We start from the raw sequence: 17,487 nt of genomic DNA, 5'->3' as shown, positions 1-17,487 counted from the left end.
TGACAAGTGTATGAAAGTTATTATTTAGTGCATAATAGTGCTTCAATGTTTAGGTTACAGTTTTCATTGGTCATTTGAGTAACTCAAATCCGATTAATGCCAGTTCTATCTATCTTGTCACTTAAGTAGCCTCTATTTCAGCACAGGAATCTACTTTATAGTGATGTCATTCAAGTATCTGACATTGATTCCTTTATGATGCTGTCATCCCAGTGCTAGACACTGGGATCTAGTTAAATTTACGAGTATAAAAGTAATGTTAAAATACAATGTTTCCGATGATTATGAAAAAGCTGGATTCCAGCGTCACGCGCTGGAATGACACCTTTTTTAAATTACTTTAGCAATAAATATTAAGAAATTTACCAAGCAAAAAAAAAGACAAAAGAACCCCCGTATAGCAAGTTTTAATAATGTAAATTGATAATGTGCTAACAAGCGCGATTTGGCTGAATGTAGAAAAATAAAAAAAGCCGCTATAATTTTATGTAATTTGCCAATAAATATCTGAGTTTTTTACTGAATTTTGTCGTTGAGCCTAAAAACAAGGATAAATACTCTTACTTTCATAGTAAGGGGGATGGCGTAATTTGTCAAGTTAAATAAGCTAACTTATTAACATGTAATAATGCAGGGAGCTATTGCAGATTGAATGTTCACTAGCTTTGAGGTTTTGGTTTCATCTATTTGCGGCTGACTAATCATAGTTCGAATGAAATTTGTTGCCATAAAGGTACAACCTAGAATAAAAAAAGCAACGGAAATAAAGGGGATAATAGGAAATTCAAGAGGTAATATAGATGTAATTCCTCCTATTAAAAATGAAACATTAGATGTAACGTCGAGGCAGATCTTCATTAATTTATCTTGCCAAGAGGTATCGAGTTGCTTATTAAGGCCACACTGCCTAAGATGATCAGTTAATGACCATATATTTAAAGCAAGCGAAAGTGCACTTAGCATAGTGCTGACAATAGTACAGTACAAGCTTAAGGAAGAAATATTTAGGGCTAATGCTGCTGTATACCCCATCAAAGAAGCAATAGATAGTGCAGTAACTAAGCGTTTTGAATAAGTTCGTACTTTCTTTCTGTAAACAAGACTCTCTTTCTCACAACCCATAAACTTAAGTATAGTAAATACGTTATATTGTATCATTAATTAACTCAAGAATCAATATAGAGTGCCCGAGAGAAGACTTGAACTTCCACAACTTGAAAAGTTACTAGCACCTGAAGCTAGCGCGTCTACCAATTCCGCCACCCGGGCTTTTTGTGATTTACTATGTTAAAATTAAACAATATACTTAAACAATTTTCAGCTCAAAGGTAATGCCAAATCTAGATCAAATATTTTTTGCTCAAAACAATGTTAATATTAATAACGTGTATAAAATAGTCAATAACGCTTTGAGCAACAGTGATGGTGGTGAGTTATTTTTAGAGTTTTGCCAATCAGAGTCTCTAGTTTTTGATGATAATGTATTGAAACACATGGATTTAAATACTAGAAGGGGGTTTAGTTTAAGGTCTTTTTGTGAAGATAGTACATCTTTTGTTTGTTCTTCTGAGATTAGCGAAAAAGAAATTAGTAACGCTGCTTCTATGGTAAAAAGTTCAGCATCTTTAAGCAAAACAAATTCAATAAACTTAAATGAGGAGACAAAAAGCCTGTACTCAACGATTAATCCCATAAATGAAATGGATCTGAACTCAAAAATTAAACTACTCAATGAGGTTAATGAGTATGTAAGGTCGAAGAATAACTGCGTGAAGCAGGTAAAAATAACTCTAAGTGGAGAATGGCAAGTTGTACAAATAATAAAAGATGATCACAGGTTAAGCGATATTAGGCCTTTGGTACGTTTTAATGTACTAGTCATCGTAGAGAAAAATGGCCGAGCTGAGAGAGGTTCTGCAGGGCACGGTGGAAGAGACTCTTATAGTAAATTTGTTTCTGAGAAGAAGTGGAAAGAAGTTGCAAACCAAGCGTTAGAGCAAGCGCTAGTAAATCTTGAGGCAATTCCAGCTCCGGCTGGAGAGATGACAGTTGTTTTAGGTTCAGGTTGGCCAGGAATATTATTGCATGAAGCTGTAGGTCATGGACTTGAAGGTGATTTTAACCGTAAAGGAATCTCGGCATTTTCAAATTCTATGGGTAAACAAGTGGCAGCCAGTAACATTACTGTAATTGATGATGGAACTCTACCTAATTTGCGTGGTTCTATTAGCATAGACGATGAGGGTACTTTACCTGGCTATAATGTGCTTATAGAAGATGGAATTCTAAAAGGATATATGCAAGATCATATGAACGCTAAACTTATGGGTGTAAATCCAACTGGTAATGGTAGAAGAGAAAGTTACAAAGAAGTTACTATGCCACGCATGACAAACACCTATATGTTGCCAGGAAAATATACACCAGAAGAAATAATATCCAGTGTAAAGAGAGGCCTATATGCAGTAAATTTTGGTGGTGGACAAGTTGATATAACATCAGGAAAATTTGTTTTCTCATCTTCGGAAGCTTACCTAATAAAAAATGGTAAAATTACACAACCAGTCAAAGGAGCAACGCTAATTGGTGATGGGCCAACAGTGCTAAAAAAAGTATCAATGATTGGTAATGATCTAAAGTTAGATCCTGGTGTTGGTACGTGCTCAAAAGACGGGCAAAATGTACCTGTTGGAGTTGGTCAGCCAACACTCAAGGTCGATGCAATAACTGTTGGTGGAACTGAATATGTAGATAAGGGCTAAGCGAACTCAGCTCATGCTGTACAATTGTACAAATATTGTAACCATTATTCAAGTAGCTCATATAGATGCAAAAACTACTTAACAAATTTCTCTGCCTTCCTTGCCATAACGTGTATAACAATCTCACAAAAAATAATATCATAGAATTCAATAGGTGGTCTTTCAAAATCCTTAAGGAAAGTAAAATACTGTTTAAATAGGCCGATATAGATGGTTTTACGATATAATAAAATTATTATAAACAAGAACTTATAAACTCTAGCAAATGAATTTGTGAGTTTAGTGGTGTTAGGAATACCTGGCTCTTTTATGTGGATTGACATTCTCAATAACCTGCTCTAGAGAGATTATATAATTTTGACAAGGTTCTTGGCATGTGATATTTTTCTCAAATATAGGGAATGGTATAAATGACTTTATATCTATATCCAGCTCTAGGGGAAGATCTTCAATGTTTACGTCCATCCCTGATAAAGGATATTCTATGTCCATGTGCAGCTTTGGGGGATAGTTCTACTTTGAAGATTTCTTTCACTTTTACTATTGCGACTCCCGATTCCACTGAAATCACTCTTTCCCTTAATTCATATTGATATGGTGACTCCATTTATTCCCTCACTTTCAACTTTTTCTTGCTTTACCATATCTCTTCCCCTCTTGTCTCTATCTTTATGTATTAAGCTATATAACTCAAAATCTTGATAAAATGCAGAAAAGTTTTTTTAATTTCAGCTCCATCCTCGAAGAGTTAGAAAATAACTTTAAGCAAGTTAGTCAGCATTTTTCTGACGCAAAGGAACAAGTTTTAAATTTAGCTATCAACTCTGAAGATTTGGCAGGCAAGTTTCTTAATTATCACCCGAATATGTGCATAGTATAAAATTAGCTTGATAGACTTCAAGAGCTTTGCCTATGAAGTCAGTGTGCTTCTTGAAATGGAATACACTTTTATTACTTTAATTATAAAAATCCGTTAAGCCTTCTTGCCAATTACTACAATATTTTCACTTGGAAAAAAGTAGTCAGGTATAGCCATGTTTTTTGGTGCAGGACCGCCAATTACTCGGCCTGATGTGTCATAATATGAACCGTGACAAGGGCAGAACCAACCGTTGCCGTCTTTTGTAGCGTGATCAACTGGTACACATCCAAGATGGGTGCATATTCCAATCATAATTAACCATTCATCTTTCCCTTTGTATACTCTTTTTTCATCTGATTCAGGATCTCTCAAATTTTCTGCATTTATGGCTCTTGCAGCCTCAATCTCTTGTTTTGTGCGCTTGCGGATAAATACTGGCTTACCTTGCCATTTTACCTTTTTTCCTTGTCCTTCTTGAATATCAGATAGATTAACCTCAACCGTAGACATCGCTAAAACCTCAGCAGAAGGACTCATAGACTTAACCAATGGCCAAAGACCGCTTGCAGCTCCTATACCTGCCATGGCACACGTAGTTAATGTGATAAAATCTCTTCTACTCTTATTTTTGGCAAAATCTTTAACAAGAGATGTTTTTTTATTCTTCTCATTCGTCAATGATTTTTTATTTTTAGTTAACTTCTTATCCATCAATCTCTACTTGAACATAGACATATATTTTAATTTAAATACTATAGATTAATCAATAGAAATTTGCACTATTTGCTTAACCTTTGCTATACAGTTAAGAAGAAACAGAGTTTTCAATTTCGGAAATACTATCTTCAGTGGAATCAGGATCCTCAATTTTCGCTACTGACACCACCTTTTCTCTACTCTCTGTTTTAAACAGAGTGACTCCTTGAGTGCTACGTCCTGCAATTCTGATATCATTTACTGAAATACGAATTAACTTTCCTTTATCTGTAATAAGCATGATATTATCACCCTGTTCAACTGGAAAGCTAGCAACAACATTACCGTTTCTATCGGTAGTAAGGATATTTGTAATACCAACACCACCTCTATTTGTTACCCTATACTCATACGCAGAAGTTCTTTTACCAAAGCCATTTTCGGTAATAGTTAATATAAACTCCTCATTCACTGCAAGTTTTAAGAATAATTTGTTATCTATTCCTAAACCATTCAAAGTCTTTTCCAATTTAGAATCAATGGAGTTATTAATCGCAGCCCCCAGTCTTTTTGCAAGTGGAACTTTTAAGTAAAGTTCTTTTGTTTCTGTTGCTACACCTATCCCATTTAATATGGTCATGGATATCACGCCGTCATTCTTTGCAAGTTTGATACCTCTTACGCCATCTGAATTGCGACTTTTAAATTGACGCACATCACTTACAACAAATCTGATACTTTTGCCGAATCTTGTTGAAAGAAAAACATGATCAATTTCATTGCATACTTTAACTGATATTAACTTATCTCCTTCATCGAGCTTGATTGCTATTTTTCCATTGCTTGGAATATAGTGAAAATCCGCTAAAGAATTGCGCCTTATGTTCCCATGAGCAGTAGCAAAAACTATGTTTTGATTTTCGTCATTTTCACTTGGTAATGGCATTATATTAGTTATAGTTTCACCATCGCTAAGCGGGAATATATTAACAAGTGCTCTTCCACGTGCAGTTGGCTCTGCAAAAGGTAACTTATAAACTTTTAATCTATAAACTCGGCCAATATTAGAAAAGAATAAAAGGCTAGTATGGGTATTCCCAACAAATAATTTTGTGGTTACATCCTCTTCTTTTAATCCTTGTCCTAGCTTTCCTTTTCCACCACGACGCTGAGTTCTATAATGAGAAAGCTTCACACGCTTAATATAACCATTCATAGTTACGGTTATCACCATATCCTCTTGTGGAATTAGATCTTCAGCTTCAATGTCCGTATCTGATTCCTCTATTGAAGTTTTTCGCGGCACAGCAAATCTGTTCTTTATTTCTTGTAGATTGTTTTTTATTTCTTTCATCAACTTCTCTCCTGAGCCAAGAAAAGCGATATATTCTTTTATCAGGTTGATCATTGAACTTAGCTCAGCTTCTAATTTGTCTTTTTCAAGGCCTGTTAAACGTTGCAATTTCATGTCAAGAATAGCTTTCGTTTGCAGCTCAGTTAATCTATACACTCCGTCTTTCAAAAAGCTCATGCTGTCTGAGATTAATCCAATAATTGTGTTTATCTCAGCTGAAGTTTTCCATTCTTTATTTAAAAGTTCTCTACTTGCTTCCGCAGGATCTTTTGCACCACGGATGATTTTTATCACTTCATCTATGCTCAAGACCGCAATGTAGAGCCCTATATATATATGAGCTTTTTCCCTCGTTTTTCTTAGACGAAATTCTGTTCTCCTGATTAATACTTCTTTTCTAAAATCAACAAAAGCAGCTATGATTTCTTTTAATGACATCAAAGCAGGCCTGTTATTGTTGAGGACTAGAGTGTTAACACTAAAACTACTTCTTAGTGGAGTTAGTCCCAATATTTGATTAAGTATAAAACTTGCTTCAGCATTTCTTCTGAGGTCAATTACTACCCTAATACCAGACTTATCAGACTCATCCCTAATTTCTGTTATGCCATCAATTCTTTTTTCTTTTACAAGCTCACCTATCTTCTCAATTAATTTTACTTTATTTACCTGGTAAGGTATTTCATCAATCACTATTGCTTGCCTATCTTGTGGCAGGTCTTCCATGTGAGTCTTGCCTTGCACAACAATTGATCCACGACCCGTTGCAAATGCTGATCTTATTCCAGACCTTCCAAGAATCGTTCCCCCAGTTGGAAAATCCGGCCCTGGCATCACTTCAAGTAACTCATCCAAAGTAACTTCAGGATTATCTATATATAACATACAAGCATCTATTATTTCTCCAAGGTTGTGAGAAGGAATATTGGTTGCCATACCAACTGCAACACCGCTTGCACCATTTACCAATAGATTCGGAAATTCTGCAGGCAGTACAACAGGCTCTGTTTCATTTCCATCATAGTTTGGCCTAAAATCAACTGTATCTTCGTCAATATCATTTAGTAAAAAATGCGACACTCTGTGGAGCCTTGCTTCTGTATATCGCATTGAAGCTGGCGGATCTCCATCTATCGAACCAAAGTTACCTTGCCCATCAATCAGTGGTAAAAGAAGAGAAAAATCTTGAGCCATCCTGACCAAGGAGTCATAGATAGCCATGTCACCATGTGGGTGATATTTTCCCATTACATCCCCGACTATACGAGCTGCTTTTTTATACGGTTTACCGGCATCGAACCCAGCCCTCGACATTGCGTATAATATGCGCCTATGAACAGGTTTAAATCCATCTCGCACATCAGGTATAGCTCGACTTATGATCACACTCATTGCGTAGGAGAGATAAGAATCCTCTAGCTCTTTCACTATTGAAACTGATACTATGTTGTCTTGCATTTTCTATACTTTGATTGAAATAATTGTAATATTAATATTCAACTAGGCTAATGGGCAATGACAGACTTGAACTGCCGACCTCCTCGGTGTAAACGAGATGCTCTACCAGCTGAGCTAATTGCCCCTCTAGATATAATTCTATAGTTCAATGTTGTTGTTGTAAACAAAAATAGCGATACAAGCAACTCTTATGGAATCGCTGGGTGCTCACTATGGAGTTGTATAAATTTTAGTCTTGCTGCTACCTTGTATAAAGGTATTCTTTCACTTGCATTTTTTGACATGTTCAACAACTTTGAATAACATGCTGTGGCATTTTTAAAATCTGAGAGCTTATCTAGAATAACAGCTAAATTATAGGTATAAAAAATATTGTTTTGATCTAAAGACATTGCTGCTTTCATATATTCTTTAGCTTTTACGTAATCCCCTTTTTTCATATAGATCAAACCTAAATTTGCTGATAAAGGGGCGCTATTTCTGAGTGTATCATACAATTTCAACATTTCACTCAATGCTAAATTAGGATCATATTGTGAGATTATCGTCAGAAAATTCTTTAATACATAAGGGTTGCTAGGATATTCTTTTAACAGTCTTGTGTAAATCTCTACAGCTTTTTTAAATTCTTTGTTAGCGTAATAGATATTCCCTAGTCCAATTAAAGCACTTTCATGATAAGGAAATCTTGCGATAATCTGATTGAGGAGAGAAGTAGCTGTTTCACTATCTCCTAACTCAAAGGAATCTTTTGCTTTTTTTAAAATAGAGTATATGTCAAAATTCTTGCCAGAATTCTGCGAAATTTTGATATTAAATTTGTCACTTTTTCTCTCGAGAACATCAAGATCTTTATATTTTTTATCAGCTTTTATATGCTTGACAACACTATCAAAGACCTTCTGTATCTCCAAATTTTCACTAGCATAGGTAACAGAAGACCTCCATAAAATCACAACGCAAATTAACATGCAGACAAACATAGATCCTAGTGTTGTGGCATTGGCTGCAGCGCGTAACCAGTAAATCTTATTTCTTTGAACTATACGCAACACATTACAAATTCATAAATGCTAAATTACTTATCTAATATAATAATAAAGATATTATTAATTGGCAGATACTATTTAGAATGAGTTAAAAGAGCACTTCTACACATTCCATATGGTTGCCAATTACACTCCTCACATGCGTAGTCAAATTTCTCTAAAGACATTTTCTTTCTAATTCTTTTGACTGCTTCACTCCAGGTCAAAATCTCGCCAATTTTTATTCCTAAAATTTCCATATGCCTTCTATCTAGCTCTAAAACTTTAGCTTGTGTGGTACATTTACCTTGTTTAGTCTGGTTTGGGCAAACACTGCAAATAGTGTCAAGATTATCAACTACTTCGATTTTAGTATTAGGATCACTAATTACTTTACTTGCTATCTTTTTGTAATTTTCTACAAAGCTCTGAGAATATCCATACCCTTGAAATGCAAGAGTGCACATAAAATGATGAGGACGAAACCTTATCACTTTTTCAAATACTGCAAAGCTGCTACAAGTAGAAAAATTTTTACCAAACCAGGAAGGATGAATGGTAAAACACCTACCATTATTGCTTGTTTCAGACCCACGTAAATAGTAAGCCAACTAATACCACAAATAAAGATTACGACTGTACCCGCCAGACAACTTAAAGAATTACACATAAATGATTTATATTTAGAGTTCAGTAATTCATTTACTCTGCTCATTACTACAACAGCAACTAAACAGCCAATCAAATATCCACCTGTTGGCCCGAGAAAAATGTGATGACCACCAGAAAAATTCGCAAAAACAGGAAATCCTGCTGCACCAAGTGATAGATATGTAAGCACAGAATAGAATGCTGTTCTGCGGTTAAATTTAAGCCCAACAAGCATTAATCCTAAAGTTTGCAATGTGATAGGCACAGGCTGCAATGGTATGCTTATTTGAGCCATCAAGAATAAAAGTAAAACACAAGACAATATTTCAGCCAGTGTTGACCTACTGCTTGATTGTGTTATAAACATATCTTCCCAATAAAAATAACTTACTAAATGTAATATATGTGTATAAGAGGTTTTGCAATTTAAATTTTGCTTATATTGCGCTACAATGAATTATTTATGCACTATTTAAAAATGATGAGTAAACAAGATCTATTATCGTTGATGAAAGAAAGACACAGCGGACGTTCATACGATCCTACAAGAGCAATATCTCAGAAAGAAATGGATATTTTAATAGAAGCTGTAAGGCTCACACCCTCGTGTTTTGGTGATGAACCTTGGCGATATGTGATATGCAACAAACAGAACAATCAAAGCGCATGGAAAAAATTGCTCGGTTGCCTTGATGAATCTAATCAAAAGTGGGCAAAAGATGCACAAATACTAATTATATCTCTAAGCGCTAAGAACTTCCGTAAACAAGGTAAAGGAGAAAATTTTTGGGCTAAGCATGATACTGGTGCAGCAAATTATGCACTTATGCTGCAGGCTGCAGCTATGAACTTAATGGCTCATCAAATGGGTGGATTTGATAGAGATAAAATAGTTAAGAGATTCAATATACCTGATGATTTTAATGTAATGTCAGTGATAGCAGTTGGTTACGAAAAAGAGGGTGCTGAAGTCAAAGAAAAACAAAGAAGATCAATAAAAGAAATATTCTTTTATGACGAATGGCCAGCGAGCTGACTTGACCATTCTTCTCTTAATATCTTAAAAATTGAATTATTTGGCAAATAATTTTTTTTCATCCTACCCTCTTCAATTGCTTGCCAATCTTTCCACGATAATTTCTTACTTCCAAGTTCATAGTCCATACCATCCCATATATCTTCTCGAAAGCCATAAACAGCAAAATGCCAATTATATTCATTAAAAATAGAAGTAAGATCTCGAAAATAGTGCTCTAATCCTTTTGAGCAGCGGTGCCCGCCAAACTCTCCAGCAAGGATCTTATAATCTGGTATATTATACCTCTTTTGGAAAATTTTTACAGGTTCTATATATGATTTTAACTTATCTTTATTCCAATACTCTACTTTTTTTGCATCAAAAGATTGAACATGTCCAGGGTAGGCGAAGTTACCTTGGTTTAATTTTAAGTTTGTATAAGCAAAGGGCTCATATATATGAAATGAATAAAGAACATTTTTATCACTAACTGGTTCAAATTTGTTAAAAGTATTAGAGTCAGCATAACTGCTGCTATCAAATATTATTGGGGTCTCTGAGTCAACTTGGCGGATACTGTTTACCACGCTGCTATAAAAGCCAAATAGATTCTTCTGAACTTTGCTTTGTTCTACGTTATAAATAGCCGAGTCTGCAGTATTATAAAGCCTTTCTGGATGTGGTTCATTTAAGATATTATATCCAACAATAGCAGGATGATCTTTAAGCTCTTTCGCAAGATCTTGCCAAAATTTTGCTGCTTGTTTTTGAAAAGCTTGATCTGACCATAAACGTAAATCATCTTTATCGTTATTATTTTGCTTCCATCTAGATCCAGGTAAGCTAAGCATCGTTAACATTACTGGTATTTTTTGTTGATGAAAAGCATCTAAAACATCTTTCAGAACTTTCAGGTCTTTGGAAATCAGGCCCAGATAATTGTCTGCATTGCCTAAGAGGAAGTCACGTTGCGTAGTTTCAAATTTGTCAGGAGCAAGACGAATAAAACCAATTTTGTATTCCTTTGCTGCTTTGATTAAGTCACTATCAACTTTTCTATTGAAAACATTTGCTCCCTTTCTAACTCCAGTTTGCCAAAAGAGCATTTTGCTGTTCTCCGGTATTGACTTAGCACTCACATTACAGAAAACTATAGAATACAAAACAGCTGTAATTAGAAGAAAAATTTTCACTTATATAATTTTGCTATAATGGTAAGTAACCTAACAGACAAGATCCCGTTTGTAAAGATGCATGGTACTGGCAATAGTTTTGTTATCATAGACTCACGTTCAGCAAATAATTTAGACTGGAATTATAGACAAATTGCTGATCAAGGCAGTTGTGATCAAGTGATAATTATAACAATGTCTAATGCTGCAAACTGCTTTATGCATATCTACAATGCTGACGGTAGTCGAGCTGAAATGTGTGGAAACGCAGCACGCTGTGTTGGATATTTGATAATGTTAGAAAAAGGTACTGAATATATCACTATTGAGCTGATAAATAATCGTATCTTAGAATGTTTTAAAGTAGGTGATAAATCAATAAAGGTCAATATGGGTAAACCACTGCTTAAATGGAATGAAATTCCTCTTTCTTGTGAATGCGATCCCCTTTATCTACCTATAGAGCTTGAAATGCTGAAAGAGCCAGTTGCAGTAAATATTGGTAACCCTCATATAGTTTTTTTTGTTGATAACATAAGCGAAATACCATTGCAGAATTTAGGACCAAAGCTAGAAAATCACGAATTATTTCCTCAGAAAACAAATGTTAGTATTGCACAAATAGAAAAATCTGGAGAAATAAACTTAAGAGTTTGGGAAAGAGGAACAGGTATTACTGCTTCATGTGGTAGTGCGGCTTGTGCAGCATTTGTTGCATCTATACTTCGTAAGTGTTTGGCTACTAAACAAACTTCAGTGCATTTACCAGGAGGTCAGTTACTGATTGAGTGGTCAAAAAATATACTGATGACTGGGGATATAGGGTTTTTATGACCTAGGCTAGGCACTGACACTCATTACTTCTAACACCTTTTTACCAATCACAGCAGGGGTTTCTGCAATCGCAATCCCAGCACTGCGCATAACCTCTAACTTTGCACCAGCACTTCCGCCACTAGAGGAGATAATAGCCCCAGCGTGCCCCATACGTCTTCCTGGAGGTGCTGTTTGACCTGCTACAAAACCAACGATTGGCTTTTTAGTTTTTTCTGTTTTCACAAAATGTGATACATCCTCTTCTTCGTTTCCACCTATTTCACCAATAACTACAATACCATGAGTATCATCATCTTTTAAAAACAACTCCATACAATCAACAAACGTCATACCATGAACAGGATCCCCTCCAATTCCTATACATGTTGACTGACCAAGACCAACAGCGGTTGTTTGTGCTACCGCTTCATAAGTTAAAGTTCCAGAGCGAGACATAATTCCTATATGTCCACGTCTGTGAATATGTCCTGGCATAATTCCTATTTTGCATTCTTCGGGTGTAATAACCCCTGGACAGTTTGGGCCAATCAATCGACTGTTTGAACCAGCGAGAGCGTGCTTTACCTTTACCATGTCAAGTATAGGAATGCCCTCTGTGATGCAAACTATTAATTCTATCTCTGCATCTATTGCCTCAAGTATTGCATCAGCTGCAAATTTAGCAGGTACATATATCACAGTAGCATTCACGTCAGTTTTTTCTTTAGCTTCTGCTACGGTATTAAAAACTGGTAAATTAAGGTGAGTGCTTCCACCCTTGCTAGGAGTTACACCGCCAACCATTTTGGTTCCATAGCTAATTGCTTGTTCTGAATGAAATGTACCTTGTGCACCAGTAAAGCCCTGACATATTAATCTTGTATCTTTATTTACTAAAACAGACATACTCTACTTCACCTCTTGTACTATTTTCTGTGCAGCCTCGTCAAGTTCGTCTGCAGCAATAATATTTAGCCCTGACTCTTCTAAAATTCTTTTTCCTTCTTTGAAGTTAGTGCCTGATAATCTAACCACTAAAGGGACCTTAATATCTATTTCTTTTGCAGCTTCAACTACTCCATTTGCAATGATATCACAACGCATTATACCGCCAAATATATTAACCAAAATTCCTTTTACATTACTATCAGATAATATAATTTTAAATGCTTCAGTGACAGTTTCCTTACTTGCTCCACCACCAACATCTAGAAAGTTAGCAGGCTCTGCTCCATAGTACTTTATTATATCCATTGTTGCCATAGCAAGACCTGCACCGTTCACCATGCAACCAATATTGCCATCCATTTTTATATAACTGAGACCATGCTTTGAAGCTTCTATTTCTTCTTTGACTTCTTCATCGTAATCACGTAGGCTCACGATTTCTGAATGACGGTATAGAGCATTGTCATCAAAATTAATTTTAGCATCAAGTGCAATAAAATCTCCAGCATTCGTTTCAACTAGTGGATTAATTTCTATCTGGCTCGCATCAGTTGTAATAAACGCATCATATATATTTTTTGCAATATTCGTTACCTTTCCTATTTGTTCTGAACTCAGATTAAAGCTATTGCAAAGCTTATTGTTATCAAAACTTGTAAAACCAGTAGCAGGGTCAATATTAAAATTCACAATCTTTGTAGGAGAATTTTTTGCCACTTCTTCGATATCCATTCCACCTTCTGAAGAAAATATAAATACTAGCCTGCTAAGCTTTGGATCGACTACTAGACTCAAATAGTACTCTTTTTTAATGCTTGAACCTTCTTCAATGTATACTCTCTTTACCTGCTGTCCGCTTGGCCCTGTTTGATGAGTAACTAAAGTTATGCCAAGCATGTCCTTTACAAGTTGTTGAGCTTCTTTAGTTGACTTTGCTAGCTTTACACCACCAGCCTTACCCCTACCACCTGCATGAATCTGAGCTTTAACCACAAACACGTCAGATTTTAGTTGATTTATTTGAGTTTCTACTTCTTCTGCAGATGTAGCAACAAAACCCTTTGGTACCGGGACATTAAACTTGTGTAAAATTTCCTTTGCCTGATATTCGTGAATATTCATAAGATAACTAATTATTAACCTTAGTAAAAGCTACCAACCATAACGCTGTCTTCTGCATTCTTGCTGATACCTCTTTTTTCTTGCTTCAGCTTTTTTTTTAGCTGTTTTCTCTGATTTCTTTTCGTGATATTTTTTTTTCATTTTGATCCCTCTTCCTTCCTTTTGAATTATTTTTTTCAACACTGGAAGAGCTCTATCTACATCACCATAATGGACTGATACTTCAATCAAACTCTATACCTCCTTCGGTAATCACTTCAAAATCCATTTATAAATTAGAAAATTAACATTGTCAATTATTTTATAAACTTGAGCGATAGAATATGATATGCAGTGATTTATATGAAAAAAGCTTCATTCTGTTGTCAATCATTTACTTGCTGATAAAAATTGCTCTTAGGTTACAGTGCTCTTGTAATTTTTCTAATCTCGGGGCGGAGAGATTTGAACTCCCGACCCTTTGGTCCCAAACCAAATGCGCTACCAGGCTGCGCTACGCCCCGACTTCCTTACTAAGAGTATCGATAGTTCGGAAAAATGCAAGTTTCATTTATTTCTTTTAGGAAAAATATAATGCAGATCTTTATATAGAGTGTCAAGTTGCACTAGCCATATTAAAAAATCTAGCTATACCAATTGGTGAAGGTTAATGCAGCAACTACAGCAGTATCAACTCTCAAAATTCTTTTTCCTAGACTCAGTTTCTGACAAAATTTATTGGCAGAATCAAGTTCGCAAGATGAAAAACCACCTTCGGGGCCAACAATAATAGCAACGTTTTTCTTGCCTTTTAGAACTTTATTAGGAGGTTGTCCTTCACCTTTTTCATCACACAAAACAAAATTTTTATTCTGAGAATCGGATAATTCACAAAAATTAATAGGAAGAAAAATCTGTGGTATACTTGTCCTACCGGATTGTTCCGCAGCTTCAATTGCCTGTAATTTCGCTCTACTTAGGTTAATGTTTTTTACTACTGTACGTTCTGTTGAAATAAATTGAATGCAGGTTACTCCCATTTCAGTTGCTTGTCTTACTATGTTGCTTAAGGCGCCGCTTTTTACCAGAGCACAATACAAATATAGATTTTTTTCATGTTGTTGTTGTTTAGTGCGTTCTTTTATTATAATTTTTGTCGATTTACTTGATATATTCACTACTTCTCCTAACCATTCTCCATCCTTTCCATTAAAAAGATAGATGTTATCATGCTTCTTAAGCCGCATTACATTGTAAATATAGTGACTTTGTCGTGGATGAAGCACCAAACTTACATTTTGTGATAAAGCTTCTTCAACATAAAGCCTAATTTTTTTCATTCAAAACTTTAGTTATTTGCATTCTGTTTGAGTGACTCTTACGGGATTTGAACCCGTGTTACCACCGTGAAAGGGTGGTGTCCTAACCACTAGACGAAAGAGTCGACTTGAATCTAACTGAGTTATATCGATTATACATATAAAGTCAATTCAATTATTTTGAATCACACAGTTAGAGTGATATATCAGTGATTTTATATCGACAGCCTCCTATTACCCCATGTTCAATGCTTACTGAACCTATCTCAGATTTAGGAGCTTTAGATCCTAATTCTAATTTTTGTTCAACTTTTGTATCTGAATCATAGCCAGAATCGTATCCAGAATCTCTACGCTCAAAATTTTGCCTTATTTCTTTTACGTTAAAGCCAGCCTTGGTCTTGATTTGCTGACTCGCTGGCTTATTAGCACTTTGCTCATTTAGTTTTACTTGCAAATTATTCACTTTATCCTGCACTAATCCATGATAAGTCCCAGAATTATCTTTTATATGTTTTGCTTGTCTTTCTGATCTCTTTTTCGATAAATCTACCTTAGCATAAATAGGCTCTGATTGCTCTTTATGATTTAAGCTAGTAGGCTTTTTTTGCTCTGAGAAATCATCTACATCTTCATAAATAGGTTCTCCTGATATACTAGAACAACCACTATCTTTCAATAATAAATTTTCAGCAGATCTTTTATGCAAATCATATACTTCAGCATAAATGGATTCTTCCGATACTCTCAACTCTTCTAATGAGTTACTAACCTTAGCGTCATATACCTCATCATAAATGGGCTCTTTTAAAAGTAAAATATCATCATGCTCAAAAATTCTAGGAGGTTTTTTAGGTGAGTTGGCCTTAAATTTTAGCTCTACTTCCTCTTTAAGCTTGTCACAACTTTCCGTTTGTTTCAAAATCTCCAATATTTCTTTTCTTTCTTTTTTTATTAGCTCACCAAGCACTAAACAACATTTTTCTTTACGATCTTTGAGACTGTCCTTATCTCCGTACTGCATAGCTTCTGATGCTATTTTGTATTGAAGGATTACATTTCCTATACTATTATTTATTTCATTAATATTTGCTCCAGCACTAATAAGTAACGTCATTACATTATGATCAAGATTTGTTACTGCATACTCTAAAGCTCGATTTAAAGTTTGATCATTATTCAAGTCAAATGACCCCTTGTTCCTAAAAGGATTAATTTTAGAAAAGAGTTTTTCAAAGCTGTTTACTATATTATGAAGACTTAAAGCTAGCCTCACGCCTATTATATTGCTATTTCTAGCGGATTTAATTAAAAAACTATCTACTATACCCATGATTGTACCCCTCTATACAAAAGCTCACCATTCTGGTACAATTTTAAACTATAACGATTTATTTTATATTAATAACCGCTTTTCACACCCACTTAACAAGAGGCGGCATCGACATCATAATTGCATCGGGGTTACCATTAGTCATTAAACCAAACCTTGTACCACGATCATAAAGAAGATTGAACTCCACATATCTGCCACGTTTTATCAATTGTTCTTCTCGTTGTTCTTTTGTCCAAGATTTTCGCATATGTTTGTGTATGATGTGTAAGTAAATTTCTAAAAAGGCTTCACCTACTGCTTTTGTGAACTCAAAATCATTTTTCCAGTTGCCAGAAGTTAGATTGTCATAAAAAATTCCACCAATACCACGTGGCTCTTTTCTATGTTGTAAAAAAAAGTAATCATCACATTGCTTTTTAAATTTCGGATAATATTCGATGTTGAACTCATCGCAAGTTGCTTTAATTGATTCGTGAATATACTTGCAATCTCCCTCATCTTTATAAATTGGAGTAAAGTCCATTCCTCCACCAAACCATTGTTTTGAGGTATATATCAGCCTTGTGTTCATATGTGCTGCAGGGATAAGGGGAGATTGCATGTGAGACACTAAAGATATACCGCTTGCCCAAAACTCTCCATTGCTTTCACTTGCACCAGGAATTTCATTAATGGCTGAGTCTTCGAGCTTTCCGTATACTCTTGAAACGTTTACTCCAACTTTTTCAAAAATATTACCAAAGATAATTGTAGATTCACCACTTCCTCCACCTGGTCGGCTCCACTTTCTTTTTTCGATTTTTGGTTGTGTGAATGACCGTACCTCAATTGATAAGAAAGATTCGGTGATCTTGTTTCTCAGTGCGCAGAACCATTCAAATGCTTGTGTCTTTTGTTTTTCCATAATGCCTTCTGTTGGCTTATTAATATTATTGTACTCTATATTTACAGGACTTAATTAGATTG

The 17,487-nt window shown here is 35.2% G+C and carries 17 protein-coding genes and 4 tRNA genes; 3 read left to right on the top strand and 18 right to left on the bottom strand.

Annotated elements, in window-relative coordinates:
• Nucleotides 1-615 precede the first annotated feature (615 nt).
• The gene (locus tag JKF54_RS03945; RefSeq protein WP_211908747.1) at nucleotides 616-1,122 is read right to left on the bottom strand and encodes a hypothetical protein; all 507 of its coding nucleotides are present in this window, start codon (nucleotides 1,120-1,122) and stop codon (nucleotides 616-618) included.
• 62 nt (nucleotides 1,123-1,184) lie between these two features.
• Nucleotides 1,185-1,269, bottom strand: a tRNA-Leu gene (locus JKF54_RS03940).
• 62 nt (nucleotides 1,270-1,331) lie between these two features.
• Between JKF54_RS03940 and tldD the strand changes: the two genes are divergently transcribed.
• The gene (tldD, locus tag JKF54_RS03935) at nucleotides 1,332-2,762 is read left to right on the top strand and encodes a metalloprotease TldD (RefSeq protein WP_211907628.1); all 1,431 of its coding nucleotides are present in this window, start codon (nucleotides 1,332-1,334) and stop codon (nucleotides 2,760-2,762) included.
• A gap of 288 nt (nucleotides 2,763-3,050) precedes the next feature.
• Here tldD and JKF54_RS03930 read toward each other — a convergent pair whose 3' ends face one another.
• The 7 genes from JKF54_RS03930 to JKF54_RS03900 all read right to left on the bottom strand — a co-directional run bounded on the left by JKF54_RS03930 (nucleotide 3,051) and on the right by JKF54_RS03900 (nucleotide 9,178).
• A complete protein-coding gene (locus JKF54_RS03930) occupies nucleotides 3,051-3,254 on the bottom strand; it encodes a hypothetical protein (protein ID WP_211907627.1) in 204 nt (67 codons plus the stop codon).
• Nucleotides 3,255-3,735: 481 nt separating this feature from the next.
• The gene (petA, locus tag JKF54_RS03925; protein ID WP_211907626.1) at nucleotides 3,736-4,335 is read right to left on the bottom strand and encodes a ubiquinol-cytochrome c reductase iron-sulfur subunit; all 600 of its coding nucleotides are present in this window, start codon (nucleotides 4,333-4,335) and stop codon (nucleotides 3,736-3,738) included.
• Nucleotides 4,336-4,429: 94 nt separating this feature from the next.
• Entirely contained in the window at nucleotides 4,430-7,132 is a 2,703-nt protein-coding gene (gene gyrA, locus JKF54_RS03920) for a DNA topoisomerase (ATP-hydrolyzing) subunit A (RefSeq protein ID WP_211907625.1), read from the bottom strand.
• 51 nt (nucleotides 7,133-7,183) lie between these two features.
• Nucleotides 7,184-7,256 (bottom strand) — tRNA-Val (locus JKF54_RS03915).
• Nucleotides 7,257-7,320: 64 nt separating this feature from the next.
• Nucleotides 7,321-8,187, bottom strand: a complete 867-nt coding sequence (locus JKF54_RS03910) for a tetratricopeptide repeat protein (protein ID WP_211907624.1) — start codon at nucleotides 8,185-8,187, stop codon at nucleotides 7,321-7,323.
• Between the two features lie 68 nt (nucleotides 8,188-8,255).
• Nucleotides 8,256-8,654 (bottom strand): DUF1284 domain-containing protein, encoded by a 399-nt coding sequence (locus tag JKF54_RS03905; protein ID WP_211907623.1) that lies wholly within the window; start codon nucleotides 8,652-8,654, stop codon nucleotides 8,256-8,258.
• The gene (locus JKF54_RS03900; protein ID WP_211907622.1) at nucleotides 8,651-9,178 is read right to left on the bottom strand and encodes a biotin transporter BioY; all 528 of its coding nucleotides are present in this window, start codon (nucleotides 9,176-9,178) and stop codon (nucleotides 8,651-8,653) included. Before JKF54_RS03900 ends, JKF54_RS03905 begins: the two co-directional genes overlap by 4 nt.
• Nucleotides 9,179-9,274: 96 nt before the next feature.
• Here JKF54_RS03900 and JKF54_RS03895 point away from each other — a divergent pair, with 96 nt between their 5' ends.
• A complete protein-coding gene (locus JKF54_RS03895; protein WP_211907621.1) occupies nucleotides 9,275-9,847 on the top strand; it encodes a nitroreductase family protein in 573 nt (190 codons plus the stop codon).
• Here the strand turns inward: JKF54_RS03895 and JKF54_RS03890 are convergent.
• Complete coding sequence (locus tag JKF54_RS03890) at nucleotides 9,823-10,935, bottom strand: glycoside hydrolase family 5 protein (RefSeq protein WP_211907620.1); 1,113 nt, start codon at nucleotides 10,933-10,935, stop codon at nucleotides 9,823-9,825. The genes JKF54_RS03895 and JKF54_RS03890 overlap by 25 nt on opposite strands.
• Before the next feature lie 105 nt (nucleotides 10,936-11,040).
• Between JKF54_RS03890 and dapF the strand changes: the two genes are divergently transcribed.
• Entirely contained in the window at nucleotides 11,041-11,835 is a 795-nt protein-coding gene (dapF, locus tag JKF54_RS03885) for a diaminopimelate epimerase (protein WP_010403976.1), read from the top strand.
• Between the two features lie 6 nt (nucleotides 11,836-11,841).
• On the opposite strand, the gene sucD is transcribed toward dapF, so the two are convergent.
• From sucD to hemF, 8 genes are all read right to left on the bottom strand, one after another.
• Nucleotides 11,842-12,723 (bottom strand): succinate--CoA ligase subunit alpha, encoded by an 882-nt coding sequence (sucD, locus tag JKF54_RS03880; protein WP_064085491.1) that lies wholly within the window; start codon nucleotides 12,721-12,723, stop codon nucleotides 11,842-11,844.
• A 3-nt stretch (nucleotides 12,724-12,726) separates the two neighbouring features.
• Nucleotides 12,727-13,887, bottom strand: coding sequence for an ADP-forming succinate--CoA ligase subunit beta (gene sucC / locus JKF54_RS03875; RefSeq protein WP_211907619.1), 1,161 nt, complete (start codon nucleotides 13,885-13,887; stop codon nucleotides 12,727-12,729).
• 30 nt (nucleotides 13,888-13,917) lie between these two features.
• Nucleotides 13,918-14,118, bottom strand: coding sequence for a 30S ribosomal protein S21 (gene rpsU, locus JKF54_RS03870; protein ID WP_211907618.1), 201 nt, complete (start codon nucleotides 14,116-14,118; stop codon nucleotides 13,918-13,920).
• Nucleotides 14,119-14,316: 198 nt separating this feature from the next.
• Nucleotides 14,317-14,390 (bottom strand) — tRNA-Pro (locus JKF54_RS03865).
• A 120-nt stretch (nucleotides 14,391-14,510) separates the two neighbouring features.
• Entirely contained in the window at nucleotides 14,511-15,206 is a 696-nt protein-coding gene (locus JKF54_RS03860; RefSeq protein WP_211907617.1) for a 16S rRNA (uracil(1498)-N(3))-methyltransferase, read from the bottom strand.
• A gap of 32 nt (nucleotides 15,207-15,238) precedes the next feature.
• A tRNA-Glu gene (locus tag JKF54_RS03855) sits at nucleotides 15,239-15,310 on the bottom strand.
• Nucleotides 15,311-15,378: 68 nt separating this feature from the next.
• Entirely contained in the window at nucleotides 15,379-16,518 is a 1,140-nt protein-coding gene (locus JKF54_RS03850) for a hypothetical protein (protein WP_211907616.1), read from the bottom strand.
• An 82-nt stretch (nucleotides 16,519-16,600) separates the two neighbouring features.
• Complete coding sequence (gene hemF, locus JKF54_RS03845) at nucleotides 16,601-17,425, bottom strand: oxygen-dependent coproporphyrinogen oxidase (RefSeq protein ID WP_211907615.1); 825 nt, start codon at nucleotides 17,423-17,425, stop codon at nucleotides 16,601-16,603.
• Between the last annotated feature and the right edge of the window lie 62 nt (nucleotides 17,426-17,487).

This window comes from Wolbachia endosymbiont of Spodoptera picta (assembly GCF_018141665.1).
Classification (GTDB): Bacteria; Pseudomonadota; Alphaproteobacteria; order Rickettsiales; family Anaplasmataceae; genus Wolbachia.
Note: the sequence above shows the minus strand (reverse complement) of the source record. Positions and strands in the feature narration are given on the sequence as shown.

What these genes read in the sequence shown, in the direction of transcription:
- dapF (WP_010403976.1), top strand. Translation starts at nt 11,041, where the DNA reads ATGGTAAGTAACCTAACAGACAAGATCCCGTTTGTAAAGATGCATGGT.
- petA (WP_211907626.1), bottom strand. Translation starts at nt 4,335, where the DNA reads ATGGATAAGAAGTTAACTAAAAATAAAAAATCATTGACGAATGAGAAG.
- gyrA (WP_211907625.1), bottom strand. Translation starts at nt 7,132, where the DNA reads ATGCAAGACAACATAGTATCAGTTTCAATAGTGAAAGAGCTAGAGGAT.
- JKF54_RS03900 (WP_211907622.1), bottom strand. Translation starts at nt 9,178, where the DNA reads ATGTTTATAACACAATCAAGCAGTAGGTCAACACTGGCTGAAATATTG.
- hemF (WP_211907615.1), bottom strand. Translation starts at nt 17,425, where the DNA reads ATGGAAAAACAAAAGACACAAGCATTTGAATGGTTCTGCGCACTGAGA.
- tldD (WP_211907628.1), top strand. Translation starts at nt 1,332, where the DNA reads ATGCCAAATCTAGATCAAATATTTTTTGCTCAAAACAATGTTAATATT.
- JKF54_RS03945 (WP_211908747.1), bottom strand. Translation starts at nt 1,122, where the DNA reads ATGGGTTGTGAGAAAGAGAGTCTTGTTTACAGAAAGAAAGTACGAACT.
- JKF54_RS03860 (WP_211907617.1), bottom strand. Translation starts at nt 15,206, where the DNA reads ATGAAAAAAATTAGGCTTTATGTTGAAGAAGCTTTATCACAAAATGTA.
- sucC (WP_211907619.1), bottom strand. Translation starts at nt 13,887, where the DNA reads ATGAATATTCACGAATATCAGGCAAAGGAAATTTTACACAAGTTTAAT.
- sucD (WP_064085491.1), bottom strand. Translation starts at nt 12,723, where the DNA reads ATGTCTGTTTTAGTAAATAAAGATACAAGATTAATATGTCAGGGCTTT.
- JKF54_RS03890 (WP_211907620.1), bottom strand. Translation starts at nt 10,935, where the DNA reads ATGCTCTTTTGGCAAACTGGAGTTAGAAAGGGAGCAAATGTTTTCAAT.
- JKF54_RS03850 (WP_211907616.1), bottom strand. Translation starts at nt 16,518, where the DNA reads ATGGGTATAGTAGATAGTTTTTTAATTAAATCCGCTAGAAATAGCAAT.
- JKF54_RS03895 (WP_211907621.1), top strand. Translation starts at nt 9,275, where the DNA reads ATGCACTATTTAAAAATGATGAGTAAACAAGATCTATTATCGTTGATG.
- JKF54_RS03930 (WP_211907627.1), bottom strand. Translation starts at nt 3,254, where the DNA reads ATGGACATAGAATATCCTTTATCAGGGATGGACGTAAACATTGAAGAT.